The organism is Cupriavidus sp. 94F1 (genome assembly GCF_057798875.1).
The window spans coordinates 260,122-286,432 of sequence record NZ_JBYOJT010000002.1; the positions used below are offsets into that span (position 1 = coordinate 260,122).

Genomic DNA, 26,311 nt, shown 5'->3' on the forward strand with positions numbered 1-26,311 from the left:
AGGCCAAAAAGCCCGTTGTGATGTTCCGGAATATGAATAAAAAAGCCGATTTCGGAACCGACAGAACAAAATGGAGACAGCATGCCAGACACCGCCATCCCCACGGCGCCAGCCGGCAATGGCCGGACGGATTCCGCAGATATCGCGCGCATCGTCGCGGCCAGGCGTGACATGCCCGGCGCGTTGCTGCCGATTCTGCACGAGATCCAGGACACCCGGGGCTATATCCCGGCCGATGCCGTGCCGGTCATCGCCAAGGCCCTGAACCTGTCGCGTGCCGAAGTGCATGGCGTCATCACGTTCTATCACCATTTTCGCGAGCAGCCGGCTGGACGCCACGTCGTGCAGGTGTGCCGTGCCGAAGCGTGCCAGTCGGTCGGTGCCGACGCGCTGGCCGAACACGCCTGCCGCAAGCTTGGCTGCGACTTCCACGAGACCACGGCCGACGGCCAATATACGCTGGAGCCGGTCTACTGCCTGGGGCAGTGTGCCACCGGCCCGTCGATGATGATTGGCGACCGCATTCACGCGCGCGTCGATGCCAAACGGTTCGACAAGCTTGTCGATGCCGTCCGTGAAGACCAGGAGGCCCGCGCATGACCACCACCATCTTCGTTCCGCGCGACTCCACCGCGCTGGCGCTGGGTGCCCACGAGGTGGCGCAGGCCATCGCCGCCGAAGCCGCACGGCGCGGCGCCGACGTGCGTATCGTGCGCAACGGCTCGCGCGGCATGTTCTGGCTGGAACCGCTGGTCGAGGTACAGACCGCTGCCGGGCGCACGGCGTACGGCCCGGTGACGGAAGACGACGTCGCTGGGCTGTTCGACGCCGGCTTGCTGACCGGCGGCCAGCATGCGCTGTCGCTCGGGCTGACCGACGAGATTCCGTTCCTGAAGCAGCAGGAGCGCCTGACCTTTGCCCGCGTGGGCATCACCGATCCGCTGTCGCTCGACGACTACATCGCCCACGAGGGCTATGCCGGCCTGACCCGCGCGCTGACCATGGAGCCCGCGCAGATCGTGCAGGAGGTGCTCGACTCCGGCCTGCGCGGCCGGGGCGGCGCGGCGTTTCCGACCGGCATCAAATGGAAGACCGTGCTGGCTGCGCAGTCGCCGGTCAAGTACATCGTCTGCAACGCCGACGAAGGCGACTCGGGCACGTTCTCCGACCGCATGGTCATGGAAGACGACCCGTTCATGCTGATCGAGGGCATGACGATCGCCGGCCTGGCCGTGGGCGCCGAGTCCGGCTACATCTACACGCGATCCGAATACCCGCACGCGATTGCTGCCACCGAGGCCGCCATCGCCACCGCCACGCAGGCGGGCTGGCTGGGCGACAACATCCGGGGCAGCGGCAAGCGGTTCACGCTGGAAGTCCGCAAGGGCGCCGGCGCCTATGTATGCGGCGAGGAAACCGCGCTGCTCGAAAGCCTGGAGGGCAAGCGGGGCGTGGTGCGCGCCAAGCCGCCCCTGCCGGCGCTGAAGGGGCTGTTCGGCCAGCCCACCGTGATCAACAACGTGATCTCGCTGGCCACGGTGCCGGTGATCCTGGCGCGCGGCGCGAGGTTCTACCAGGACTTCGGCATGGGCCGCTCGCGTGGCACGCTGCCGTTCCAGCTGGCCGGCAATATCCGGCAGGGCGGTCTGGTGGAAAAGGCGTTCGGCGTGACGCTGCGCGAGCTGATGTTCGACTTCGGCGGCGGCACCCGCAGCGGCCGGGCCATCCGGGCCGTGCAGGTGGGCGGCCCGCTGGGTGCCTACCTGCCCGAGTCGCGCTTCGATGCGCCGCTCGACTACGAGGCCTATGCCGCGTTTGGCGCGGTGGTGGGCCACGGCGGTATCGTTGTGTTCGACGAGACCGTGGACATGGCCAAGATGGCCCGCTATGCCATGGAGTTCTGCGCCATCGAGTCGTGCGGCAAGTGCACGCCGTGCCGGATCGGATCGACGCGTGGTGTCGAGGTGATCGACCGCATCATCGCGGGCGACCAGCCCGTGAAGCATGTGGCGCTGGTGCGCGACCTGTGCGACACGATGCTGGCGGGTTCGCTGTGCGCGATGGGCGGCATGACGCCGTACCCGGTGCTGTCCGCGCTGAACGAATTCCCCGAGGACTTCGGCTTGTCGGCCAAGCCGGCCCGCGCCGCCTGAACGGTATTCCAGAACCGACGTGCCCCTCAGGGGCGCGCATCCACAAAAAGCAGTGCATTACGGGAGACATCCCTTGAACGCTCGCGACGATTTCGACTACGGCACCCCGGCCATCGATTCCGACACTCTGGTCACGCTGGAGATCGATGGGGTATCCGTCACCGTGCCGGCCGGCACCTCTGTCATGCGCGCCTCTGCCGAAGCCGGCATTGGCGTGCCCAAGCTCTGCGCCACCGATTCCCTGGAACCGTTCGGCTCCTGCCGGCTGTGTCTGGTGGAGATCGAAGGCCGGCGCGGCTATCCGGCCTCGTGCACCACCCCCGTGGAACCGGGCATGAAGGTGCGCACGCAAAGCGGCAAGCTTGGCGAACTGCGCCGTGGCGTGATGGAGCTCTATATCTCCGATCACCCGCTCGACTGCCTGACCTGCCCGACCAACGGCAACTGCGAACTGCAGGACATGGCCGGCGTGGTGGGCCTGCGCGAAGTGCGCTACGCGGACGGCGCCGGCGGTGCCGCGCCGATCGCCACGCACACGCACATGAAGAAGGACGAGTCGAACCCGTACTTCACGTACGACCCGTCCAAGTGCATCGTCTGCAACCGCTGCGTGCGGGCCTGCGAGGAAACCCAGGGCACCTTCGCGCTGACCATCAGCGGCCGGGGCTTTGATTCGCGCGTGTCCGCCGGCACCAGCCAGCCGTTCATGGAATCGGACTGCGTGTCGTGCGGCGCGTGCGTGCAGGCCTGCCCGACCGCGACGCTGACCGAGACGTCGGTGATCCAGCTGGGCCAGCCGTCGCACAACGTGGTGACCACTTGCGCGTACTGCGGCGTGGGCTGCTCGTTCAAGGCCGAGATGAAGGGCAACGAGGTGGTGCGCATGGTCCCGCACAAGGACGGCGCCGCCAACGAAGGCCACGCCTGCGTGAAGGGCCGCTTCGCCTGGGGCTATGCCACGCACAAGGACCGCATCCTCAAGCCGATGATCCGCGCGAAGATCACCGATCCCTGGCGCGAAGTGTCGTGGGAAGAGGCCATCGGCTACGCCGCGTCGCAGTTCAGGCGCATCCAGGCCGAACACGGCACCGATTCGATCGGCGGCATCGTGTCGTCGCGCTGCACCAACGAGGAAGGCTACCTGGTGCAGAAGCTGGTGCGGGCGGCGTTCGGCAACAACAACGTCGATACCTGCGCTCGGGTTTGTCATTCGCCCACCGGCTATGGCCTGAAGACCACGCTGGGCGAATCGGCGGGCACCCAGACATTCCGCTCGGTGGCCAAGTCCGACGTGATCATGGTGATCGGCGCCAACCCGACCGACGGCCACCCGGTGTTCGGCTCGCGCATGAAGCGCCGCCTGCGGGCAGGCGCCAAGCTGATCGTCGTGGATCCGCGCCAGATCGATCTGGTGGATTCGCCGCACATCCGTGCCGACTATCACCTGCAGCTGCGCCCGGGCACCAACGTTGCCGTGGTCACGGCGATGGCCCACGTGATCGTCACCGAAGGCCTGCTGGCCGAGCAGTTCATCGCCGAGCGTTGCGAGGACCGCGCGTTCCAGCAATGGCGCGACTTCGTGGCCCTGCCCGAGAATTCGCCGGAAGTGCTGGAGGCGTCCACCGGCGTGCCGGCCGAAACGCTGCGCGGCGCCGCGCGGCTCTACGCCACCGGCGGCAATGCAGCCATCTACTACGGCCTGGGCGTGACGGAACACGCGCAGGGCTCCACCACGGTAATGGGCATCGCCAACCTGGCCATGGCCACGGGCAACGTCGGCCGCGAAGGCGTGGGCGTGAATCCGCTGCGCGGCCAGAACAACGTGCAGGGCTCGTGCGACATGGGATCGTTCCCGCACGAACTGCCGGGCTATCGCCATGTGTCGGATTCGACCGTGCGCAGCAGCTTCGAGGCCGCGTGGGGCGTGGGCATCAACCCCGAGCCGGGCCTGCGGATTCCGAACATGTTCGAGGCCGCGCTGACCGGCACGTTCAAGGGCCTGTACTGCCAGGGCGAGGATATCGTCCAGTCGGACCCGAACACCCAGCACGTGGCCGAGGCGCTGTCGTCAATGGAATGCATCGTCGTGCAGGACATCTTCCTGAACGAGACGGCCAAGTACGCGCACGTGTTCCTGCCCGGTTCGTCGTTCCTGGAAAAGGACGGCACGTTCACCAACGCCGAGCGTCGCATCTCGCGCGTGCGCAAGGTGATGCCGCCGCAGGCCGGCTATTCGGACTGGGAAGTGACGCTGCTGCTGTCGAAGGCGCTGGGCTATCCGATGGAGTACAAGCATCCGTCCGAGATCATGGACGAGATCGCGCGCCTGACGCCGACGTTCTCGGGCGTGAGCTACCAGAAGCTCGACGAGCTGGGCAGCGTGCAGTGGCCGTGCAACGCCGAGGCGCCGCAGGGCACGCCGACCATGCACGTCGACGGATTCGTGCGCGGCAAGGGCAAGTTCATCATCACCAAGTACGTGCCGACCGACGAAAAGGTGACGCAGAAGTACCCGCTGCTGCTGACCACCGGCCGCATCCTGTCGCAGTACAACGTGGGCGCGCAGACGCGGCGCACGCACAACGTGCACTGGCACGACGAGGACCGGCTGGAAATCCATCCCCATGATGCCGAGGAGCGTGGCATCAAGGACGGGGACTGGGTGGGCGTGCAGAGCCGGGCCGGCGAGACCGTGCTGCGGGCGATCGTCAGCCAGCGCATGCAGCCGGGCGTGGTCTACACGACCTTCCACTTCCCCGAGTCGGGCGCCAACGTGATTACCACCGACAACTCGGACTGGGCCACCAACTGCCCCGAGTACAAGGTGACGGCGGTGCAGGTGATGCCGGTGGCGCAGCCGTCCACCTGGCAGCGCAACTACCAGGCGTTCAACGAAGAGCAGCTTGGCCACCTGCGCGCCGCCAGCGAGACGGCGCAGGCGGGCTGACCCGGGAGCGGCGATGAAACGCGACGTGCCATCTCCGGACAGCGCGGCCGGCACCGACGAGGTGCCGGCGCAGCGCACGTTCCCGGTCAGCCGCTGGCGTCATGGGGTGTTGACGACCGAGGTCGATCATCTGGCCGAGGAAGTGCCGGTGGCGCTGGAGTTCAACGGCATCTCGCATGCGGTGATGTTGGCCACGCCGGCCGATCTGGAGGACTTTGCGCTCGGCTTCAGCCTCAGCGAAGGCATTGTGGCGGCCGCCAGCGACATCTACGGCGTTGACGTCGAGGCCGGCGCGCAGGGCATCACGGTCAAGGTGGAGATTGCCACGGGCGCCTTCGTCGAACTCAAGGGCCGCCGGCGGGCCATGGCCGGGCGTACCGGTTGCGGACTTTGCGGCACCGAATCGCTGGACGAGGTCATGCGCATGCCGGAACCGGTGCGCAGCCAGGCCGAATTCGATCCGCGCGTGTTCGAGCATGCGTTCGCGGTGCTGCACAAGCGCCAGGCGTTGCTGCGCGACACCGGTGCCACGCATGCGGCGGCGTGGATGCGGCCTGATGGCGAGGTCGCGCTGGTGCGCGAGGACGTGGGCCGGCACAACGCGCTGGACAAGCTGGCCGGCGCACTGGCCCGCGGCGGCCAGGAAGACATTGCGCGCGGCGCGGTCATCGTGACCAGCCGCGCGAGCTACGAGATGGTGCAGAAGACCGCCGCCATCGGCGCCGGCGTTCTGGCGGCGGTGTCCGGCCCCACGGCCATGGCGGTGCGCCTGGCCGAGACGGCAGGCATCACGCTGGCCGGCTTCGTGCGGGGCGGCACCATGGTGGTCTACAGCCATCCTCAACGACTACATACTGGATAAGGGTCTGGCATGCATATCGAGAACCTGGTCAAGATGGCCAACCAGATCGGCAGCTTTTTCGAGGCGATGCCCGATCGCGAAGAGGCGCTGGCCGATATCGCCTCGCATATCAAGAAGTTCTGGGAGCCCCGCATGAAGCGGGCGTTCCTGGCGCATATCAAAGCCGGCGGCGAGGGGGTGCACCCCATCGTCGTGGAAGCTGTGGCGCGTCATCCCGAAATGCTCCAGATCGTCCTGCGGGCGGCGGCCTGAGGTTCGTCTTCGCGGCGCTTTCTACTTCCTCAGCCGGTAGAGCAGCTGCAGGATCGCCAGCCCGAACAGGGTGGCGATCACGGCCGTCGCTTCGCGGCCCAGCCCGCAGGCGACGCCGATGGCCGCCACGGTCCAGATGCTGGCTGCCGTGGTCAGGCCGCGCACATCTTCCTCGCTGTTCAGCTTGATGATCGCGCCGGCGCCCAGAAAGCCGATGCCGGACATCAGGCCCTGCAGCACGCGGCTCATGTCCGGCAATGGCACGCCGGCCTGCAATGGCACCAGCACGAACAGCGCCGAGCCCATGGCCACCAGCATGTGCGTGCGCAGGCCGGCCGGCTTGCCCGCCGCTTCGCGCTCGTAGCCGATCAGCCCGCCCAGCAGCACGGCCAGCGTCAGGCGCAGCAGGATGCGCGTGAGTTCCTTGATGTCCGGCACGTCGGCAAATTCCGAGCGCAGCGTACCGTAGATATCGCCCCAGAGTCCTTCCATGGCTGTCTCCACCCAGGCGTGTTTGGCTGGGGCAGGCTAGCATGCGGGGGCAGGGCGGCGCCGTCGGGCGCGCGCTGACAAGACGGTCAGCGCAGACGCAGCGGCTCCAGCAGCGCGGCGTCGTACTGGGCACGCGTGATCCGGCCCAGTTCCATCATCCGCAGCAGGATGTAGCTCTGCCGCTGCCGCGCCCGGCGCGGGTTCACCACGGGATTGTTGGCCGACGGTGCCTTGGGCAGACCGGCCAGCATCGCGCATTCGGCCAGCGACAACTGGTCCACGGGCTTGCCGAAGTAGGTGTCGGCGGCTTCCGAGAAGCCATAGGCACCCTGGCCCAGGTAGATCTTGTTCAGGTAGAGCTCTAGGATCTCGTCCTTGCTCAGCGCGTTTTCGATGCGGTACGCCAGCAGGATTTCGTAGAGCTTGCGCGTGTAGGTCTTCTTGCGCGACAGGAAGAAGTTGCGGGCCACCTGCATGGTGATGGTGGATGCGCCCTGCGACAGTTCGTCCGACAGGTTGGCGATGCCGGCGCGCATCACGCCCACATAGTCGACGCCATCATGCAGGTAGAAGCGGTCATCCTCGATGGCCACGACGGCTTCGGGCAGCGTGTGGGGAAAGTCCGCCAGCCTGACGTAGCCCGGCGTCTGCCGGAAGGCCAGCATGGCGTCGAGCGACGGCAACTGCCGGTTGGCCATCAATACGGCGAATGCACCCAGCAACGTGCCGCCCACCACGGCGAGCAGCACGAACTTGACGAAGGCGGACCAGATACGTTGCATGGCGCGTATTGTGCCATTGCCAGGCGCGATACCCGATTTTCCGGCCGCTCCCGGGTGAGGGCCAGGGGCGCCCGCGCGCCCGCGCCGAGGGTATCTGGTGATAATCAGGGTGTCGTCGCCGTTGGCGATCTGAAATAATCGACGCCAATGCCGAACATTTTCAAGAGCCATGCAGACCGATAACCTATATAGCGCGGCCGCCACAATGCGGCCCTGTCTGGACCTGGAAACCATCGCCAACGCTCGCGACCTGGGCGGGCTGACCGGACATGCCGGGCGCCGGATTCGTCAGAACAAGCTGTACCGCAGCGCCAATCCGGCACTCGGTTGCGCCGCGGATCTCGACAAGCTGCACGCGTTGCAGCTCGACATCGTTGTCGATTTCCGGTCGTCCGGCGAGAAGTCACCGGGCGAGCAGGCATTTGGCGAGCGTTTCGCGTGGCTGGCGGTGCCGGTACTCGATGGCGCGATGTCGATGGACGTATTGCTGCCCCGACTGCGTGCGAGCAACGCCGCGCAGATGCACGGCTTCATGCTCGACGTGTATCGCGATTTTCCGGTGCGCTACCGCGACGCTTTCCGCACGTTCCTGCGGCACGCGGAAGCGGGCAAGACGCTCTACTACCACTGCACGGCTGGCAAGGACCGCACCGGCTTTGCGTCGCTGCTGCTGCTGGGCGCACTCGGCGTGTCCCAGGACGATATCGTGGCCAACTACCTCGAGTCGAACCACTGGAACCAGCGATTCAATGAAAAGATGCTGGCCGGCGTCGCGCAGATCGGCGTGACGGCCGAGGCGATGCTGCCGCTGCTGGAAGTGCGCCCCGAGTACATCGAGGCATCGATGGATGCGATCACCGCGACATACGGCAGCCTGGAGCGCTTTCTTTCCGACGACCTCGGCGTGGACACCGCATTGCTGCGGGCCCACTACCTCGCGCCATAGGCCAACCCCCCAGTCTCAGGGTCCGCCGCTCTCGCGCAGGATGCGCGCCGTAGACAGCGCGATCATGCCTTCCTCGTCGGTCGGCAACACCAGTACCGGGATGCGGCTGCTATCGCGGCTCACGCGCTGGCAGTTGTCGCCGTTGGCGGTGGGGTCCAGCGAAACGCCGAACAGTTCGGTCAGGTGCGCGCAGATGCGGGCGCGAATGTCGGGCGAGTTGGCGCCCACCCCGGCCGTGAAGACCAGGGCGTCCAGGCCGCCGAGCGTGACCGCCAGCTTGCCGATTTCCTGGGCCGCGCGATACGCGTAGAAATCGACGGCCAGCTTCGCACGCGGGCTGTCGCTGGCCAGCAGCGCCCGCATGTCGCTGCTGATGCCGGAGATGCCCTTCAGGCCTGACTGCCCGTACAGCATCGACTGGATCGCATCGGGGCTCATGCCCTGCGCGGCAAGGTACAGCACCGCGCCGGGATCGATCGACCCGCAGCGCGTGCCCATCGGCATGCCGTCGAGCGCGGTCAGGCCCATGGTCGAATCCACGCTCTTGCCGCCGTGCATCGCGCACAGGCTGGCACCGTTGCCCAGGTGCGCCACGATGACACGGCCTTCGGCCAAATCGGGCGCCACCTGCTTGAGGCGGCGCGCGATATACGCGTATGACAGCCCGTGAAAGCCGTAGCGCCGCACGCCCTGCTCGTAGTATTCATAGGGCAGCGCCATCAGCTGCGCCAGCTCGTCGCGGCCGACGTGGAACGCCGTGTCGAAGCAGGCCACCTGCAGCAGGTCGGGTGCCGCGGCGCGGATGGCACGGATCGCCGTCAGGTTGTGGGGCTGGTGCAAGGGCGCCAGCGGCACCAGCGTTTCCAGCCTGGCGATCACCGCGTCGTCGATGCGCACCGCATCGGCAAAGTCGCCGCCGCCATGCACGACGCGATGGCCGATGGCCACCGGCGGCGTGTCGCGCAGCGCCACGCTCAGCGTCAGCTGGATCAGCCGGAAGGCGGCGTCGTGGTCGGGCACCTGCTCGACGGGAAATTTCTGATCGGTCACTTCGCGGCCGTCGGCCATGCGCGCCACCAGGCGCGGTGCCACGCCGATGCCTTCGATCTGGCCATGCGCGGCCAGCGACGGCTGGATATCGACGTTCTCGTGCGCCGCGTCGGGCACCACGTAGATCGATACCTTGACGCTCGACGAACCTGCGTTGACGACGAGAATGACGGGATGTGGTGTGCTCACGCCAGGGTCTCCTCAGGCCGGTACGGCGGTTTGCGCGGTGCGCCGCGAATGCGCCAGCAGCACCGCGATGGCGCAGCTGCCGATGCGGGCGCGCACGCTGTCGGCGCGGCTGGTCAGGATGACCGGTACACGCGCGCCCAGCACGATGCCCGCGGCCTCGGCGCCGGCCAGGAACGTCAGCTGCTTGGCCAGCATGTTGCCGGCTTCCAGGTCCGGCACCAGCAGGATATCGGGGTCGCCCGCCACCTCCGACTTGATGCCCTTGGTATCGGCGGCGGCCTTGCTGATGGCGTTGTCGAACGCCAGCGGCCCGTCGAGCAGGCCGCCCTCGATCTGCCCGCGCAGGCTCATCATGCACAGCGCGGCGGCTTCGATCGTCGAGGGGATCTTGTCGGTGACGGTCTCCACGGCGGACAGGATCGCCACCTTGGGCCGCTCGACCCCGAGCACGCGCACCAGGTCGATGGCATTTCGCACGATGTCGGCCTTTTCGTTCAGCGTGGGGAAGATGTTGACGGCGGCGTCGGTAATGAACAGCGGCTTGTGATAGCTCGGCACATCCATCGCGAACACGTGCGACAGCCGCCGCCCGGTGCGCAGGCCGCTGGCGCTGCGCGCCACCGCATGCAGCAATTCGTCGGTGTGCAGGCTGCCCTTCATCAGCAGTTCGGCCCGCCCCGTGCGGACGGCTTCGACCGCACAATCGGCCGACGCATGGCTGTGCGGCGCGTCGATGATCTCGGTGTCGCCCAGCGCCAGCCCATGCTCCTCGGCCACGGCGCGGATGCGGGCCGCGGGGCCGCACAGGATAGGCACGATCAGCCCGAGGCGCGCCGCTTCCAGCGCGCCATCGAGCGAAGAATAGTCGCAGGGATGCGCCACGGCGGTCGGGATGGGCGGAAGGCCCTCGCAACGTGCGAGCAGCCGGGCGTACTTGTCGTCGGACGATGGGGTCGGCATGGGCAGGTACCTGGTGAGCCATCGGGACAGCACCCGGCAGGGCATGCGGATGCTGCGTTGCGCAAACGTTCCGAGCCAGTATAGGCCAACGCGGGCGCCGTATCGATGACTTGGTTCTGTCACGGGCGAAGCGGTCCGACGCATTGGACTTTGGTAACGGTTGTCAGCGCGCCCCGGGGCTGGTAGATTTTTACTGTTGCATCGCAGCAAGCGATGTTCGCGCCACGCTGCATGCCATCTGACTCCGCCAATCCCCAAGGAGAAACGGAAATGAATGCACGCCAACCTGTTCCGGGGCAAGCATCCGGACAGGACGCCCCCGCCCAGGCCGCCCCGCAGGGCAAGCCGGCTGATCCAGCCGCATCGGCTGCCCAGGCCACCCTCCCCGGTTCCCCCTTTCCTTCCGCGATGTTCCCGTCCGCCATGTTCCCGCCGGTGCCGATGAATCCGGTGGCGCAGGCCGCCTGGGAATACGGGCTCGACGCCTGGCAGCGTTCCATCCTGTTTCTCGACGTGCTGCGCCAGCGGGGCAACGAGACCGCGGAGCACGAGCGCGGTGGCATGCCGCCCGTGCTGGTCTTCGACTACGAGGTGCTGATGGACGGGCGCGATCTGCCCCGGCCGGTGAACTACGCGCTGTTGCGCATCGTGCCGCCGGCCGCGCATCCCACGGACATGACCCGGCGCCCGTTCGTGGTGATGGACCCGCGCGCGGGTCACGGCCCCGGCATCGGCGGCTTCAAGGCTGACAGCGAGATCGGCAACGCCATCCGCACCGGCCATCCGTGCTACTTCATCACGTTCTTCCGCGACCCGTGCCCGGGCCAGACGATCGAGGATGTGGCGCGTACCGAGGGCAAGTTCCTGCAGGCCGTGGCCGAGCGGCATCCCGATGCGCCGGGCAAGCCGTTCGTCGTGGGCAATTGCCAGGCGGGCTGGGCGCTGCTGATCCTGGCGGCCGCATCGCCGGAAGCGACGGGCCCGATCCTGCTGGCCGGCGCGCCCGTGGCCTATTGGTCGGGCGTGCGCGGCAAGAATCCGATGCGCTATTCGGGCGGCCTGCTCGGTGGCACGTGGCTGTCGTCGCTGGCGGCCGACCTGGGCAATGGCCGTTTCGACGGCGCCTGGCTGGTGCAGAATTTCGAGAAGCTGAACCCGTCGAACACGCTCTGGGAAAAGCTGTACAACGTCTATGCCAAGGTCGATACGGAAGGACCCCGCTTCCTGGAGTTCGAACGCTGGTGGGGCGGCCACTTCCTGATGAACCGCGGCGAAATCGACTGGATCGTGCAGAACCTGTTTGTCGGCAACCACCTGACGGCGGGCGAGGTGCGCAGCAGCGACGGCCAGACCGTGATCGACCTGCGCAACGTGCGCTCGCCGGTGATTGTGTTCGCCTCCTGGGGGGACAACATCACGCCGCCGCAGCAGGCGCTGAACTGGATTCCCGATCTCTACGCGAGCGTGGACGAACTGGTGGCCAACGATCAGACCATCGTCTATTGCCTGCATCCGTCCATCGGTCACCTGGGCATCTTTGTCTCGGGCAGCGTGGCCAACAAGGAGCACTCGGAGCTGTTCTGCGCGCTCGACCTGATCGACGTGCTGCCCCCGGGGCTGTATGAAGCGAAGATCGAGGACGTTGCACCCGGGTCCCCGCACACCGACCTGATCGAAGGCCGCTACCTGGTGCGTTTCGAACGTCGGACCATCGACGACATCCTGGCCCTGGACGACGGCCGCGAGGACGAGCAGCCGTTCGAAGTGGTGCGCCGCGTGGCCGAGATCAACCAGCATCTTTACGATACCTACGCATCGCCATTCGTACGCGCCATCTCGAACGAGGCCACGGCCGAGGGTATCCGTGCGATTCACCCGTCGCGGCTCGAACGCTCGCTGTTTGCCGACAGCAACCCATGGATGCAGTGGGTTGCGACGATGGCGCCGGCGGTGCGTGACGCGCGCCAGCCGGTGTCCGCCGACAACCCGTTCCTGGCGATGCAGCAGACCGTGTCCGACCAGATCGTGCGCTCGCTCGACCAGTATCGCGATGCGCGCGATGCCTGGCAGGAGCGCGTGTTCGAATCGCTCTACGCCACGCCGTGGCTGCCGGCGATGCTGGGCATGACGGCCACGCCAAAGGCCCCGGAGTCGCCCGCCATCACGGCCCTGCGCAAGGAGGTGGCCGAACTGCGGCGGCGCGAGGCAGAACGCGAGATCGACACCGGTACGCCGCTCGATGCCTTCCTGCGCGTGCTGTCCTATGTGACGCAGGGCCGCTCGGCCATCGAGGAGCGGCCGTTCAACCTGCTGCGCAAGCTGGCCCGCGAGAACCCGCCGGAGCAGCGCATCACGCTGGCGGAATTCAAGGACGCCGTGCGCCGGCAAAGCTATATCGTCAGCCTCGACCCCGAAGGGGCCATCCGGGCGTTGCCGGCACTGGTACCCGAGATGAAGGAACGCCGCCGCATCATGGTGCTGGCGCATCGCGTGCTGACCGTGGGTGGGCCGCTCGATGCCGAATGGCTGGCCCGTTACCGCGAGGTTGCCGAGATATTCGGCACCGACCACGGCAACGGCAAGGCCACGCAGGAAGCGCGGGCGTAGCGGTATGTCGCTGGCTTCCTGCCTTGCCCGCGAAAGGCGCGGCCGCGAAGCCAGCAGAAAGAGCAAACAATGGGAGGTTTGCGCATGCTCCAGGTCCCTAGTCCCCCGCTGTCCGGCAACCGCGTGCTCGTCGTTGGCGTTGCCAACGAGGATTCCATCGCGTGGGGCTGCGCACGTGCGTTTCGCGAGATGGGCGCCGAAGTGGCCCTGACCTATCTGAACGACAAGGCCTACCCGCATGTGGCGCCGCTGGCCGAGCAGATCGGGGCGCCGATCCTGATGCCGCTGAACGTGGAAGACGACGCGCAGATGGATGCGCTGTTCGCGCGCATCGGCGAAGTCTGGGGCCATCTCGATTCGGTCGTGCATTCGGTCGCCTTCGCGCCCAAGGCCGACCTGCAGGGCGGGCTGCTGCAGTCGTCGGCCGCCGGCTTCGCGCGGGCCATGGATGTGTCATGCCATTCGTTCATCCGCATGGCGCGCCGGGCGGTGCCGCTGATGGGGCAGGGCGGCACGCTGTTCGCGATGAGCTATGACGGCGCCAACCGCGTGGTGCCGAACTACGATCTGATGGGGCCGGTCAAGGCCGCGCTGGAGGCCACCTGCCGCTACCTGGCCTACGAGCTGGGGCCGAAGGGCATCCGCGTGCATGCCATCTCGCCAGGGCCGCTCAAGACGCGCGCGGCGTCCGGGCTCAAGGATTTCGATGTCCTGCTGGCCGAGGCAGCCGGCCGTGCGCCGCTGGGCGAACTGGTCGACATCATGGATGTGGGCTTTACCACCGCGTACCTGGCCACGCCGTATGCCCGCCGCGTGTCGGGCAATACGGTGTACGTGGACGGTGGCGTACACATCATGGCGTGAAACGTGCGATTGCCGCATCGGCCGGCCGCCACGTGGCAAAGCGCGGCCTAGAATACATGCATCACCACTTTCCAATGCGGGAGAGGCTGCCATGCAGGTGTTGATCCGCGGGCTGCATCGTGATGTGACCGAGGAAATGCTGCGGGACAAACTCAAGGACTACGCCACGGTGAACTCCGTCGAGATCGTGCGCGACGGCGACGCCGATCACCCCTGGGCGTGGGTGGACCTGGCGGTCGACCCGTTCACCTGCTGGCGCCTGCTGCGGCAGTTCGACAAGCAGTACTTTGCCGGCAGCATCATGCGCTGGTACATCCCGGCCCACCAGAGTTGACGCGGACCGCTGGCAGGCCGCACCGGGTGCTTCTGGCGGTACCATACGCGTTCCCTTCATTACACACAGGTCAGCGCATGCTCGAACTCCAGGGCGCCATCTGGTTTCGTGCCGGCAAGCAGGATTGGGGCGGCCGCGACCGCATCGCGCTGCTTGCGGCCATTGGTGAACACGGCTCGATCACGGCCGCCGCGCGTGCAGTGGGCATCAGCTACAAGGGTGCCTGGGATGCCATCGATGCCATGAACAACAGCGCTGGCGAGCCACTGGTCGTACGCGCCGCCGGCGGCAAGGGCGGCGGCGGCACACGGCTGACCGAGCGGGCCGCGCGCCTGATCGCCACCTACCGCGCAATGGAAGCCGAGCACGCCCGGTTCATCGCTCACCTGGAGCGGGCCGGGGCGATGTCCGACGCCAATCCCGAAGATATCCATCTGATCCAACGCATGATGATTCAGACCAGTGCGCGCAACAAGCTGTTCGGCCGCGTGGAGGCCGTGCGGGCCGGCGCCGTCAACGACGAAGTCACGCTGGCGCTGCCGGGCGGCCTGCGTATCGTGTCCACGATCACGCACGAGAGCGTGGAAACACTGGGCCTGGCGCCGGGCGCCGAGGCGTTCGCGCTGGTCAAGGCGTCGTCGGTGCTGATCGGGCTGCCGGACCCCGCCGCGCGGCTCTCCGCGCGCAACCAGTTGCCCGGCACGGTCGCCCGTGTGGTGCCCGGCGCCGTCAATGCCGAGGTGGTACTCGAACTCGATGGCGGCGGCACCGTGGCGGCCATCATCAACAACGGGGCGCTGGCCGACCTGGACCTGAAGGAAGGCGTGCGCGCGCTGGCGATCTTCAAGGCATCGAGCGTGATACTTGGGACGATGATCTGAGCCATGGCACGCAATGTGGAAATCAAGGCGCGCATCGGCAGCGTCGGCGCGCTGGTGCCGCGTGCTGCGGCCATCGCCACCGAGGGCCCGGAACGTATCGAGCAGGACGACACCTTCTTCCCTTGCCCGAACGGGCGCCTGAAGCTGCGCGCGTTCGACGCAACGTCGGGCCAGCTGATCTTCTACGCGCGGCCCGATCAGGCCGGGCCCAAGGAGAGCTTCTATATCCTGTCGCCCACCACATCGCCCGACACGCTGCGCGACGCGCTGACCGCTGCGCACGGCACTATCGGCCGGGTGCGCAAGGTGCGCACGCTGTTTCTGGTGGGCCGCACCCGCGTGCATCTGGACCGCGTGGAAGGGCTGGGCGATTTCCTGGAGCTGGAAGTGGTGCTGCGCGACGGCGAGGCGGTGGATGCCGGCGTGGCGGAGGCCCACGCGCTGATGGCCCGGCTGGGCGTGGCGCCCGATGCGCTTATCGAGGGCGCCTACCTTGACCTGCTGCGCCAGCAGGGTGCCTGACCGCTACACAGCGTGGGTGCTCGCGGGCGCGTAGACCTGCGGGTGCCGGTGCGCGCGGCCGCTGGCGTGGATGCGGCCTTCGCGGATTTCCAGCACGTGGTCGCCCAGCACTTCGACGTCTTCGGGGTCGTGCGAGATCATCAGCATCGGCACATCCAGGCTTTCCTGCAGCGCGCGCAGTTCCTCGCGCATCCGCGTGCGCAAGGCGGGGTCCAGCGCCGAAAACGGTTCGTCCAGCAGCAGGATGTCGGGCCGTGCCACCAGGGCGCGGGCCAGCGCCACGCGCTGCTTCTGCCCGCCTGAAATCTGCGACGGATACTGGTTGACGATCTCCTCCAGGCCGAATGCCTCGACCCAGCGCGCGGCCTCGGGCGGCAGCGCGCGGCGCGCCGGATTGCGCCAGCCCCGCCTGAGCCCGAACGCAATGTTCTGCGATACGGTCAGGTGCGGGAACAGCGCGTAATCCTGGAACAGGTAGGCCACGCGGCGCTCCTGCGGCCGAACGTCGATGCCGGTGTCGCTGTCGAACAGCGTGCGGCCATTGAGCACGATGCGGCCGCTGTCGGGCGCCATCAAACCGGCAATGGCCCGCAGCGTCAGGCTCTTGCCGGCGCCGGACGGGCCGAACAGCGCAATGCGCCGGCTATCCGATTCGAACGAAATATCGAGCGCGAATTGGCGATCTTGCGATGCCATGCGTTTCCGGACGGTGATCTGCATGCTCATGTCGATCTCACCCGCTGATGGCGTCGCGCCGGAACCTGCGGCGCTCGAACACGGCGCCGGTGCCGCGCTGGGCCGGCGGCACGAGCCGCGCGGCCACTACCAGCAGCACGATGCAGGTGAGCGACGTCACCAGCACCAGCAGGTTCGCCGTGTCGTCGTTGCCGGCCTGCACGGCCTCGTAGATGGCGACCGACAGCGTTTGCGTGCGGCCCGGCAGGTTGCCGGCCACCATCAGCGTGCCACCGAATTCGCCCAGCGCCCGCGCAAAGGCCAGCAGCACACCGGCCACGATGCCGGGCAACGCCATGGGCAGCGTTACGCGGAAGAAGATGGCGGATTCGGAGACGCCCAGCACGCGGGCCGCATTTTCAAGCTGGTGATCGACGCCCTCGAACGCGGCGCGTGCCGACTTGAGCACCAGCGGAAACGCCACCACGGTCGAAGCCAGGACCGCGCCCTGCCAGGTGAACACCAGTTCGATGCCCAGGTTTTCCAGCCAGGCCCCGAATACGCCCCGCCGTCCCACCAGCACCAGCAGGTAGTAGCCCAGCACGGTAGGGGGCAGCACCAGCGGCAGCGTCAGGATGGCATCGACCACATCGCGCGCCCGCGAGCGCCAGCGCGCGATGGCATAGGCGGCGGCCACGCCGAGCACGGCATTGAGCAAGGTGGCCCACCCCGCCACCTTGAGCGACAGCAGCAGCGGAACCCAGACAGCATCCATGGCGATGATTTCAGACGGTGATTGGGGGGAACCGGGTGACCCGGGGCAAGCCGTGGAAACTCAGGGCTTCTGGAAACCGTACCGCGCCAGCGTGGCCTGGCCTTCCGGCGACAGCACGTACTGCACGAACGCATTGGCCTGGGGCGCCTGCCTGCTCTGCGTGGTCACGGCGATCGGATAGGTCACCGGCGTGGCGGCCGGCACGCGCGCGGCGACCTTGACCTTCTCCGGCATCACGGCGGCGTCGGTGGCGAACACGAAGCCGGCATCGACCTCGCCGCGCGCCACATAGTCCAGCGCCTGGCGCACGTTCTGGGCCGGCACGCCCTTGGCCTCGACGGCATCCCACAGCCCCTGGGACGCCAGCGCGCCCTTGGTGTAGCGGCCCACCGGCACCGACGACGGGTTGCCATAGGCAACGCGCTTGATATCGGCGCGGGTCAGGTCCTTCGGCGCGGCGATGTTCAGCTTGCTGTCATGGGGCACGATCAGCACGATCGCATTGGCCGCGAAGTCCTTGCGCGTGGCGGCCTGCACGACCTTTTCGGTCTCGGCCTTGTCCATGGCGCTCTGGTCGGCCGAGGCGAACACGTCGGCCGGCGCGCCCTTGACGATCTGCTGCATCAGCACGTCCGACGCGCCAAAGTTCAGCACCACCCTGGTATCGGGATGGGCGCGCTCGAATTGCTCGCCCAGCTGCTTGAACGCGTTGGTCAGGCTGGCAGCGGCAGACACCACCAGATCGGCGGCAAAGGCCGACGGCGCGGCCAGGGTCAGGGCAAGCAGGGCGGCGCCGGCGGCCGCGCGGCGCGCAAGGGGAGCAAAGGGATAGAGGCTCATGGCAGATGCGGCGGAAGGGTGTGGAGTGCTCGATGGTTTGCATCCGCAATATAAGCGCCTATATAACGCAGCGTCAATTGCGCCAACGAATAAGGGTCTTCAGCGGATCGAAATCGTCCTGGCAGCTCCCGGGTGCCGTATAAATATGACGTTTTTGGCATATGTGCGCGGATTGTCACGGTAGTGACGCGATTTCGCCACTTCCCTGCCATCCCGGCTTCCGACAATTCCCCTGGCTGCACCATAAACAGAACACGACAGGGAAATCCGAGACCATGCAAAACCATCGCATCCGCGCCGCCATGCTGGCGGCCGTGGCCACCGCCGTGCTGGCCGCCTGCGGCGCCGACGACAACAACAACGCGGACAGCGGCAACAGCGGCGGCAACCGCGGCAACGGCAACACGTCGATCCCGGCCGGTACGAAGTCCACGCTGGCGCTGCTGGAAACCACGGATCTGCACACCAATGTGCTCAGCTATGACTACTTCAAGCTCGCCGAGGACAAGTCGATTGGTTTCGAGCGCGTGGCCACGCTGATCAAGGCGGCACGTGCCGAATTCCCGAACAGCATGCTGCTGGACAACGGCGACACCATCCAGGGCACCGCGCTGTCCGACTACCAGGCGCTGGTCAAGCCGATCGGCTGCGGCGAGACGCTGGCCATGTACAAGGTGATGAACGCGGCCGGGTTCGACGGCGGCGGCATCGGCAACCACGAATTCAACTACGGATTGCAATACCTGAGCCAGGTCACGGGCAACCGCTTCCAGGTCGATGGGCTGCCGGACCCGTCCGCGCAGCAGACCTGCGCCGGGCCGAAGTTTCCGCAGGTGCTGGCCAACGTCTACAGTGTGAAGACGCGCCAGCCGCTGTTCCAGCCGTACGCGATCCTGAACAAGACGATCACGGCGACGGGCCCGGACGGCAAGACCGTGTCGGCACCGATCAAGGTCGGCATCATCGGCTTTGCACCGCCGGCCATCCTGAGCTGGGACAAACGCTGGCTCGACGGCAAGGTCTACACCGAAGGCGTGGTCGAGACTGCCAGGAAGTACATCCCCGAAATGCGCGCCAAGGGCGCCGACCTGGTGGTGGTGATCTCGCACGGCGGGCTGGACAATTCCACGTACTCGCCGACGATGGAGAACGGCAGCTATCACCTGTCGAAGGTGGAGGGCGTGGACGCCATGCTGATTGGCCACTCGCACCAGATCTTCCCCGATGCCACCAGTACGGTGGCCCAGTTCAACCTGCCGGGCGTGGACAAGGCCCGCGGCACGGTCAACGGCGTGCCGACCGTGATGGCCAACTACTGGGGCAAGCACCTGGGCGTGGTCAACCTGGCGCTGAACTACGACGGCAAGAACTGGAGCGTGGACCGTGCCAACACCAGGGTTGAGGCCCGCTCGATCCAGAATGCCGACAAGACCTACGTGGCCGCCGACGCCAGCGTGGCACCGGCCATCGACACCGAACACCAGGCCACCATCCAGTACGTGAAGACGCCGATCGGCAGCACGAACTACCGCATGACCAGCTACTTTGCCGATGTGGGCGACCCGGGCGCGATCCAGATCGTGAACCAGGCGCAGGCGAAGTACGTGAAGGACTACATCGCCGCCAACCTGCCGGCGCTGGCCTCGCTGCCCGTGCTGTCGGTGTCGGCACCGTTCAAGAGCGGTTTCGGCGGCGGCAACGACTATACCGACGTGGCGTCCGGCAACCTGGCCATCAACAACGCGGCCGATCTCTACCTGTATCCGAACACCGTCTACGCGGTGAAGGTCAATGGCGACGAACTGAAGGCCTGGCTGGAAACCGCGGCCAGGCGATTCAACCAGATCAACCCGGCGCTGGCCGCCGAGCAGCCGCTGATCAGCTCGTTCCCGGGCTACAACTTCGACATGTTCACCGACGCGGACATGCAGTACGAGATCGACGTGACGCAGACGGTGGGCAACCGCATCAAGAACCTGACCTACAAGGGGGCGCCGGTCACGTCGGCCATGGACTTCATCGTGGCCACCAACAACTACCGCGCCAGCGGTGGCGGCAACTTCCCGGGCCTGGACGGTACCAAAACGGTCTACGCGTCGCCGGACGCCAACCGCGACGTGCTGATCCAGTACGTGAAGGCCGTCGCCAACGTGACCCGCGCCGCCAACGGCAGCGCCCGCAGCTGGCACTTCACGAAAGTGGCGACAGCCGGCGACGTGGTGTTCAGCTCGGGCGTGGGCATGCTGGCGCAGGCAGCGGCGGGCGGCGTGGCCGGCGTGTCCCTGGTCGCGGCCGACGACGGCTCGGGCAAGAACCTGTCGAAGTACAAGATCGATCTGAACCAGTAATCCATCCACGATGCCAGCTTCTGCTACCGCCTCCGCCACGCCCTCGCCCGCGCCCGCGCCCGCGCCCGCGCGCGCCGCATCGCGCCGCCTGTTGCGTCGCCTGTTGCGCATCCATCCGCTGTTCGTGGCCGCCACACTGGCGGTGACGGTGGCCGCAGCCGGCGTGGCCGGCGCAGCGATGTGGCGGCACCAGTCCGACACGCGCCACGCCGAACTGTCGCAGTGGCAGTGGCTGGCGACATCGGCTGACGATGCCGGCGCGCTGGATCAGCTGCAGCAGGCCGCCCGCGCCGGCGAAACCGCCGCGCGGGCCGCACTTGGCGAAACGATGATGTCGCGCACCGACGCGGCCACGCGTGCAGAGGGCGAACGCTGGCTGCGCATGGCGGCGGACAGCGGCCATGTGCATGCCCGGTTCGTGCTCGGCAAGGCGGCGATGCTCGGCACGCTGGCCAGCGGCCGGGCAGACCTGCCGCTGGCCTGGCGCCTGCTCGATGCGGCGGCCAATGGTGGCGACATCGGCGCGGCCTACTACCTGGGCCTGTTGTATCGCGGCGGCCATGGCCGCACGCCCGATCCGGCCAGCGCGGCACGCTGGTTCAAGGTGGCCGCCGATGGCGGTGTGGCGCAGGCCATGTTCCTGCTCGGCAATGCCTATCGCGAAGGCGAGGGCGTGGCGCAGGACGATGCCCGTGCGGTGGCGTGGTACGAAGCGGCGGCCGAACGCGAGCATCCCGCGTCGATCCAGACGCTCGCCATGGCCTATCGCAACGGCGAACTAGGGCTCGTGCAGGACGACCGCAGTTACCGCCAGCACATGGCCGAGGCGGCGCACGCGCTCAAGCATCCGGCCATCAATCCCTGATGGCCCGCCCACCCGGGCGCTCCGCCGCCGGCCCCCGCTACTGATAGCTCATCGTGAACGTCGCCAGGCCACGGACGGTGCCGGCCATGACGTTGCCGGTGGAGACGTATTCGGCGCTCATACGGATGTTCGTGACGCCGCTGGATTGACCGACGCGCCACTGGTTCACCGTCCCTGCCGTGGCCGAGTCGGGACCGAACCTGACAGGCTCGTTGTCCGGATTCCGGATGCGCAGGCGCACGCCTTGCGCCGTGGAATCGCTGGCCAGCGTAAGCAGGTCGGTCCGGTTGCCCGGCATCGTGGCGTCTGTCAGGGTGATGAAGACGTTCGTGTCGGTATCGCACTGCAGGCCGATGAAGAAGCCAGTGCGTCCCGTGGTGGCGCCAGCTTCCTCCAGTGCCATGGCATGTGCGGGTTCCATGGGAACCGCAACGCTCGGCGTGGTGACGCGGCAGGAGCGCGATGCCACGGTGCTGTTGCCCATCGAAACGGTTGCCTGTGTGCCCGACGCGCTGCCGTTGTCCCGGTTGAGACTGCGAAGCGAGTAGATGGGGCCGATGTTGATCTGGCCATTGGTGTTGATCTGCCCGGTCTTGACCAGCTGGTGCGTCATGATCAAGGTTCCCGTGTAGCCGTTCGTCAGCGAGTAAGCGTACGTGGAGAGCGTCCTGTAAGTGCCTGCGGACGTGTCGGAAGCCGCGCCATAGCCACCCGCGCCGCCCCGGCCGGTTCGGCGCGCGTTGACGCGGATGCCGATGCCTGGAATGCCGGATTCCCACACGTCCAGCACCGTGGTGGATACATTCAGCGTGGGCATCAGCTGGACGGATACGCCCTGGCTGTTGTATCTCATGCGCGGACATCCGACTGAAATCGTCAGCGTTCTTTGTTCGCTGATCGTGGCCCCGATCGGCGCATCGCGCGAAACGTTGATATTCGAAAAGGCGAAACTGGACGATTGGGGGCCGAGCGTGCACTGCTGGGCGAGGACGCGGTCCGGCGTCAGGCCGAGCAGGCCACCGACGAGCCCCGGCAGCATTGCGAAGAGAAGTCGTCCAGAACGACGCGCACAGGTCTGAAGTGTTGCCATGTTATCCCTCATGTACTGGCTTCCGCCCGCTGGAGAGCGGCTGGGTAGCAGTAAATCCATCGAGCAAAGTTGCAGCAGGTGTGGTGCCGCCGCCCGCGTGCCATGCCCCACATCGACCCTGTTGGGGCGGCACGTCTGTTTGTTTTCAGCTCGGCGGTCACCGAAGAACAGGGGGGCGCTGAAACCCCCATCGGGCAATGCCCCTCGTCCATCGGCAGCGTTGCCGCCCCGGCGGGACGGGCATCTACTCCCCAATCACTGGTAGCTCATCGTGAAGGTGGCCAGCGCCCGGACCGTGCCCGGGCTGACTGTGCCGCTGGCCACGTACTCGGCGCTCATCGCGATGCTGTCGGTGGCGTCCGACGTGCCCACCCGCCATTGATTCGTGTTGCCCGCGACGGGCGAGTCCGGCCCGAAACGCACGGGATTGTCGTCAGGGTTGCGGATGCGGATGCCGACACCGCGTGCCGTGGAGGCGCTGGTGAGCGTGAGCAGGTTGGTGCGGTTGGCAGGTCTTGTCGCGTCGGTCAGCGTGATATGGACGTCCGAGCCGGCATCGCATTGCAGCGCGATGAGGAAGTTGGTTCTACCGGCACTGTCGCCCCGGGTCCGGAGTTCCGTCACATTGACATTGCGCAGCGGCACATCGACGCTGGGCGTGGTAACCCGGCAAGTCAGTGCGTTGAACGCCGAGTCGCGCAGGAACACCTGTGCCTGTGCGGCCGAGGTGGTGTTGGCGGGGATGTTGTGGCTGCGCAGGGCGAACATGTTGCCCGTGGAGATATGCCCCGTGCCGACGATCTGCCCCGTCTTGATCAACTGGTACGAGAAGCGGTAAGTCCCCGTGTAGGGGGCCCGACGCGCGACGCGTGGCCCGAAATCGGTCTTGCTGCCTGTGCCGACACTGGACACCACCGAGTTTCGGAAATCCACGGAGATCACGCGCACGCCGACGCCCTGCGTGCCCGTGGCCCACACCCCTGTCACGCCGGTGGCAAGCCGCAGGCTGGGAAACAGTTGCAGATAGAAGCCGGGGCCGCCGACGGACGGGCCGCCATAGTCAGCGGGATTGGCAGGGCACGTCACGTGTGCAGCGGTGGTCACGACTTCGCTCAATGCGGTGCCCACCACGGCGTCCCTGGGGATGCTGAAGCCGCTGAACGCGATGGAGGCCACATCCGACTGGATTGTGCATTGTCGAACCGGTCGATCCTGCGCGTGGACGATGGCCGGCAGGCAGGCCAGCAGTCCGGACGCGATGACTCTGCCCACGCATGGGCTGCGGTGCGGGTGTGGCATCACGCTTGTCACGCTTTGACCTCCGTATCGGGCTGAGGCTGGCATACGGCGCGCACCTGGGCATACGTGGTGGCGTTCTTGTCCCGTGGTGGCAGTTCGTATGCAATGGTGCAGCGTTGGCTGCTCTCCGTGCCCCATGTCACCTGCAACTGTCCGGCCTGCTCGATGCCGCGCGCGAAGATGATGCCGCTCTGGCCCACCACGCCGATATCGGCCTGCTTGTCGTCCGACACCGTCGCCCCGAACGGCAGCGGCTTGCCGTTCGGCAGGGTGGCGGACACGATGGCCGAACGGCCGGTCAGCGCCGCAAACGTGATCTTCACTGCGGCGTTCGCACGGGGTGCCACCTGGGTGCTGGTTGCGTCCAGCGAGACGTCCAGCGGCAGGCCTTTCGGGTTCAGTTCGATCGTGTTCATGTTGTAGGGCTGGAGGTACGGCACGATGGCGTAGCCGAACGCGTCGATCCTGACGCCCGGCGCGTTGGCAACCCGCGCGCCCGAGGCGCCCTTGGCCTCGATGATGCCGATGGTGTCGCCGAGGTAGTTGGCCAGCGTGACGCCGCCCGGGTGCGCCACGAGTGCCCCTTGCAGCCCGCCCGAGTACTGGGTGTATTGGCTGCCGCCGCTGACCGACGCCGATACGGTGGTGTACGGCGTGCGGTACTGGACATTGCCGCCGCCCGTGGTCGCGTGCGGCATCCGGTCGACGTTCAGGCCGTAGGTCACCGCGTTGTCTTCCAGCGCCGTGCCGCTCAGCCGCATCTGCTGCGACGACTCGTTGCCGCTGTTGTGCGTCCCCGAGAAGGACAGCATCGGGGCATGGCTGCCCTTTCCCAGGGGGACGGTCAGGCTGGCGAAGACCTGCGTGCTGAACCGCCCGGTCAGTAGTTCGCGCTGGCGCGACGCCGCGATGTTGTAGGTCATCGGCAGCCCCAACAGGTTGGCTGCGTTGCTGTAGCCCACCTGGAACATCAGCGCCGTGCCGCGCCGGTTCCAGTACTCGGCAGACGTGCCGGTCAGATAGAGACTGCCCCATCGATCGCCCAGGCCCTGGTTCAAGGTGAGCTGGATCTGGCTGCGCTGGCGGTCCACCGCGCGGGCGTTGCCACCGCTGGAACGCGCGGCAAATGCATCGCGCATCGTCCAGAAGCCGCGGGTCGCGTAGCGGTATGCCGCGATGGTCATGTTGGTGCTGGTCGTCGGCACGAACTTGCTATAGCTGATGCGCACGCTCTGCCCGCTGCTGTCCTCGAAGCCGGGGATCATGGCGCGCGCATGCGTGGCGTCCAGGGCGAAGGCGCCCACGGGCAGGTTGAAGGCCGCGCCAAGCAGCCCCGCCTGGTATCCCTCCGAGAGCACCAGGCCCGCGTAGCCCGTGACGAGATTGTTGAAGCCGTGCTGCACCGTGCCCTGCACGAGCTTCTCGCGCTTTTTCTGGAGGCTCGACTCGGTGCGGTATTCGCCTGCCGCCGCCGAATAGCGGGTGATGCCGGGGCGCAGCAATTGCACGACCGACGCATAGGGCACGGTAAAGCTGCTCTGGCTGCCATCGGCCTCGGTCACCGTGACCAGCAGGTTGCCGCCGTAGCCGGTGGCATAGAGATCCCTGATCTCGAACGGGCCGGGGGCGACGGTCGTCTCGTAGAGCTTGTTGCCGTTCTGCGTGACCGTGACGCGCGCGTTCGAGCGTGCCACGCCGCGTACCAGCGGCGCATAGCCGCGCGACGAGTCCGGCAGCATCCGGTCGTCGCTGGCCAGGTTCGCGCCGCGCACGGAGAAGCTGTCGAAGACGGCACCATCGGTATAGGCGTCGCCCAGCGTGAGCTGGCTGCGCCAGGCGGAAATGTCCCGCTGCACATAGGTGGCGATGTTCTGGTAGTTGTAGCTGTCCTTGCCGACCGACTGCCAGCTCATCGACGACCGCTGGCGCAAGTGCCAGGGCCCGATGTTCAGACCTGCATCGAGACCCAGATAAGTGAACGTGCCCCCGCCATGCCCGGTGGTGTGGAACGTGTTGAGGTTGTAGGCAACCGTGGCCGACGGCACGCCATCGTCAAGCAGTTCGGGGCTGACGCTGCCGCGCGGCGTGCGGCGCAGCAGGGCCTGGGCAATGCTGAGGTCCAGGCGCAGATCGTTGAGGTTGAACGACCAGCCGATGTCCTCCGAGATCGCCGAGGGCTGGGTGCATTGGCCCCGGATGGCCCGGGCAATGGCGTTGCGGCTGGTGGACGGCAACGCCTGCTCGTCGAGGTTGAGCCGGGCAATGACCGCGCCGTCCATGCAGGGCGCGACGCCGGTGTCCTGCGGACGGAACCGCACGGTCTCGCGCGCAATCCACGCGCCGTTCAGGTAGATGTCGACGGGATAGTCGCCGGCCGAGACCGGGTTGCCGTTGGCGAATCGGCTGACATCGACCGTGGAGCCGTCCAACCGCTTCAGGAACTGCGCGTTGAACTGCACCGTGGCGACCGTGGCCGCCTTGCCGGACTCACCAGCCAGTGCCGCCGCCGGCAGCGACGTGACCAGTACCCAGTGCGCGGCCAGCACGCGCGACGGCCTTGGTCTTGGCTTGTGCATCG

The 26,311-nt window shown here is 67.1% G+C and carries 23 protein-coding genes; 13 read left to right on the forward strand and 10 right to left on the reverse strand.

What is annotated here, in order from left to right:
- Positions 1-81 precede the first annotated feature (81 nt).
- The 5 genes from AC3FJ6_RS05250 (at position 82) to AC3FJ6_RS05270 (ending at position 6,214) form a co-directional block, all read left to right on the forward strand.
- Positions 82-600 (forward strand): formate dehydrogenase subunit gamma, encoded by a 519-nt coding sequence (locus tag AC3FJ6_RS05250; protein WP_488770979.1) that lies wholly within the window; start codon positions 82-84, stop codon positions 598-600.
- Positions 597-2,153: a formate dehydrogenase beta subunit gene (locus tag AC3FJ6_RS05255; RefSeq protein WP_488770981.1), complete on the forward strand. Its 1,557-nt coding sequence runs from the start codon at positions 597-599 to the stop codon at positions 2,151-2,153. Before AC3FJ6_RS05250 ends, AC3FJ6_RS05255 begins: the two co-directional genes overlap by 4 nt.
- Positions 2,154-2,226: 73 nt before the next feature.
- Entirely contained in the window at positions 2,227-5,100 is a 2,874-nt protein-coding gene (gene fdhF / locus AC3FJ6_RS05260) for a formate dehydrogenase subunit alpha (RefSeq protein ID WP_488770983.1), read from the forward strand.
- Positions 5,101-5,113: 13 nt separating this feature from the next.
- Positions 5,114-5,962, forward strand: coding sequence for a formate dehydrogenase accessory sulfurtransferase FdhD (fdhD, locus tag AC3FJ6_RS05265; protein ID WP_488770985.1), 849 nt, complete (start codon positions 5,114-5,116; stop codon positions 5,960-5,962).
- A gap of 9 nt (positions 5,963-5,971) precedes the next feature.
- A complete protein-coding gene (locus tag AC3FJ6_RS05270; RefSeq protein WP_488770987.1) occupies positions 5,972-6,214 on the forward strand; it encodes a formate dehydrogenase subunit delta in 243 nt (80 codons plus the stop codon).
- 21 nt (positions 6,215-6,235) lie between these two features.
- Here the strand turns inward: AC3FJ6_RS05270 and AC3FJ6_RS05275 are convergent, their stop codons facing one another.
- Complete coding sequence (locus tag AC3FJ6_RS05275; protein WP_488770988.1) at positions 6,236-6,706, reverse strand: MgtC/SapB family protein; 471 nt, start codon at positions 6,704-6,706, stop codon at positions 6,236-6,238.
- Between the two features lie 86 nt (positions 6,707-6,792).
- Complete coding sequence (locus tag AC3FJ6_RS05280) at positions 6,793-7,488, reverse strand: transglycosylase domain-containing protein (protein WP_488770989.1); 696 nt, start codon at positions 7,486-7,488, stop codon at positions 6,793-6,795.
- Between the two features lie 169 nt (positions 7,489-7,657).
- Between AC3FJ6_RS05280 and AC3FJ6_RS05285 the strand changes: the two genes are divergently transcribed.
- The gene (locus AC3FJ6_RS05285; RefSeq protein WP_488770990.1) at positions 7,658-8,434 is read left to right on the forward strand and encodes a tyrosine-protein phosphatase; all 777 of its coding nucleotides are present in this window, start codon (positions 7,658-7,660) and stop codon (positions 8,432-8,434) included.
- A gap of 15 nt (positions 8,435-8,449) precedes the next feature.
- On the opposite strand, the gene AC3FJ6_RS05290 is transcribed toward AC3FJ6_RS05285, so the two are convergent.
- Entirely contained in the window at positions 8,450-9,673 is a 1,224-nt protein-coding gene (locus AC3FJ6_RS05290) for an acetate/propionate family kinase (protein WP_488770992.1), read from the reverse strand.
- A 12-nt stretch (positions 9,674-9,685) separates the two neighbouring features.
- Entirely contained in the window at positions 9,686-10,633 is a 948-nt protein-coding gene (locus AC3FJ6_RS05295; RefSeq protein WP_487523258.1) for a bifunctional enoyl-CoA hydratase/phosphate acetyltransferase, read from the reverse strand.
- A gap of 270 nt (positions 10,634-10,903) precedes the next feature.
- Between AC3FJ6_RS05295 and AC3FJ6_RS05300 the strand changes: the two genes are divergently transcribed.
- From AC3FJ6_RS05300 to AC3FJ6_RS05320, 5 genes are all read left to right on the forward strand, one after another.
- A complete protein-coding gene (locus AC3FJ6_RS05300; protein ID WP_488770994.1) occupies positions 10,904-13,240 on the forward strand; it encodes a DUF3141 domain-containing protein in 2,337 nt (778 codons plus the stop codon).
- An 84-nt stretch (positions 13,241-13,324) separates the two neighbouring features.
- Positions 13,325-14,104, forward strand: a complete 780-nt coding sequence (gene fabI / locus AC3FJ6_RS05305; protein WP_488770995.1) for an enoyl-ACP reductase FabI — start codon at positions 13,325-13,327, stop codon at positions 14,102-14,104.
- 91 nt (positions 14,105-14,195) lie between these two features.
- Complete coding sequence (locus tag AC3FJ6_RS05310) at positions 14,196-14,438, forward strand: RNA recognition motif domain-containing protein (protein ID WP_153946688.1); 243 nt, start codon at positions 14,196-14,198, stop codon at positions 14,436-14,438.
- A gap of 77 nt (positions 14,439-14,515) precedes the next feature.
- The gene (locus AC3FJ6_RS05315; RefSeq protein ID WP_488770996.1) at positions 14,516-15,319 is read left to right on the forward strand and encodes a TOBE domain-containing protein; all 804 of its coding nucleotides are present in this window, start codon (positions 14,516-14,518) and stop codon (positions 15,317-15,319) included.
- A gap of 3 nt (positions 15,320-15,322) precedes the next feature.
- A complete protein-coding gene (locus tag AC3FJ6_RS05320; RefSeq protein WP_488770997.1) occupies positions 15,323-15,841 on the forward strand; it encodes a class IV adenylate cyclase in 519 nt (172 codons plus the stop codon).
- Between the two features lie 3 nt (positions 15,842-15,844).
- On the opposite strand, the gene AC3FJ6_RS05325 is transcribed toward AC3FJ6_RS05320, so the two are convergent.
- From AC3FJ6_RS05325 to modA, 3 genes are read right to left on the reverse strand one after another with little or no spacing between them, the layout of a single operon-like run.
- Positions 15,845-16,567 carry a sulfate/molybdate ABC transporter ATP-binding protein gene (locus AC3FJ6_RS05325; protein ID WP_488770998.1) on the reverse strand — a complete coding sequence of 241 codons (723 nt, stop codon included), beginning with the start codon at positions 16,565-16,567 and terminating at the stop codon, positions 15,845-15,847.
- Positions 16,568-16,574: 7 nt separating this feature from the next.
- Positions 16,575-17,291 carry a molybdate ABC transporter permease subunit gene (modB, locus tag AC3FJ6_RS05330; RefSeq protein ID WP_488770999.1) on the reverse strand — a complete coding sequence of 239 codons (717 nt, stop codon included), beginning with the start codon at positions 17,289-17,291 and terminating at the stop codon, positions 16,575-16,577.
- A 60-nt stretch (positions 17,292-17,351) separates the two neighbouring features.
- Complete coding sequence (gene modA / locus AC3FJ6_RS05335; RefSeq protein WP_488771000.1) at positions 17,352-18,131, reverse strand: molybdate ABC transporter substrate-binding protein; 780 nt, start codon at positions 18,129-18,131, stop codon at positions 17,352-17,354.
- A 275-nt stretch (positions 18,132-18,406) separates the two neighbouring features.
- On the opposite strand from modA, the gene AC3FJ6_RS05340 reads away from it, so the two are divergent.
- Together AC3FJ6_RS05340 and AC3FJ6_RS05345 are read left to right on the forward strand one after the other, a co-directional pair.
- Entirely contained in the window at positions 18,407-20,479 is a 2,073-nt protein-coding gene (locus AC3FJ6_RS05340; RefSeq protein WP_488771001.1) for a bifunctional 2',3'-cyclic-nucleotide 2'-phosphodiesterase/3'-nucleotidase, read from the forward strand.
- Between the two features lie 10 nt (positions 20,480-20,489).
- Complete coding sequence (locus tag AC3FJ6_RS05345) at positions 20,490-21,344, forward strand: tetratricopeptide repeat protein (RefSeq protein ID WP_488771002.1); 855 nt, start codon at positions 20,490-20,492, stop codon at positions 21,342-21,344.
- 37 nt (positions 21,345-21,381) lie between these two features.
- Here AC3FJ6_RS05345 and AC3FJ6_RS05350 read toward each other — a convergent pair whose 3' ends face one another.
- The 3 genes from AC3FJ6_RS05350 to AC3FJ6_RS05360 form a co-directional block, all read right to left on the reverse strand.
- Positions 21,382-22,434, reverse strand: coding sequence for a fimbrial protein (locus AC3FJ6_RS05350; protein ID WP_488771003.1), 1,053 nt, complete (start codon positions 22,432-22,434; stop codon positions 21,382-21,384).
- 255 nt (positions 22,435-22,689) lie between these two features.
- Positions 22,690-23,706: a fimbrial protein gene (locus AC3FJ6_RS05355; RefSeq protein ID WP_488771004.1), complete on the reverse strand. Its 1,017-nt coding sequence runs from the start codon at positions 23,704-23,706 to the stop codon at positions 22,690-22,692.
- 35 nt (positions 23,707-23,741) lie between these two features.
- On the reverse strand, positions 23,742-26,309 hold the full coding sequence (locus AC3FJ6_RS05360) for a fimbria/pilus outer membrane usher protein (protein WP_488771005.1): 2,568 nt from the start codon (positions 26,307-26,309) through the stop codon (positions 23,742-23,744).
- Positions 26,310-26,311 lie beyond the last annotated feature (2 nt).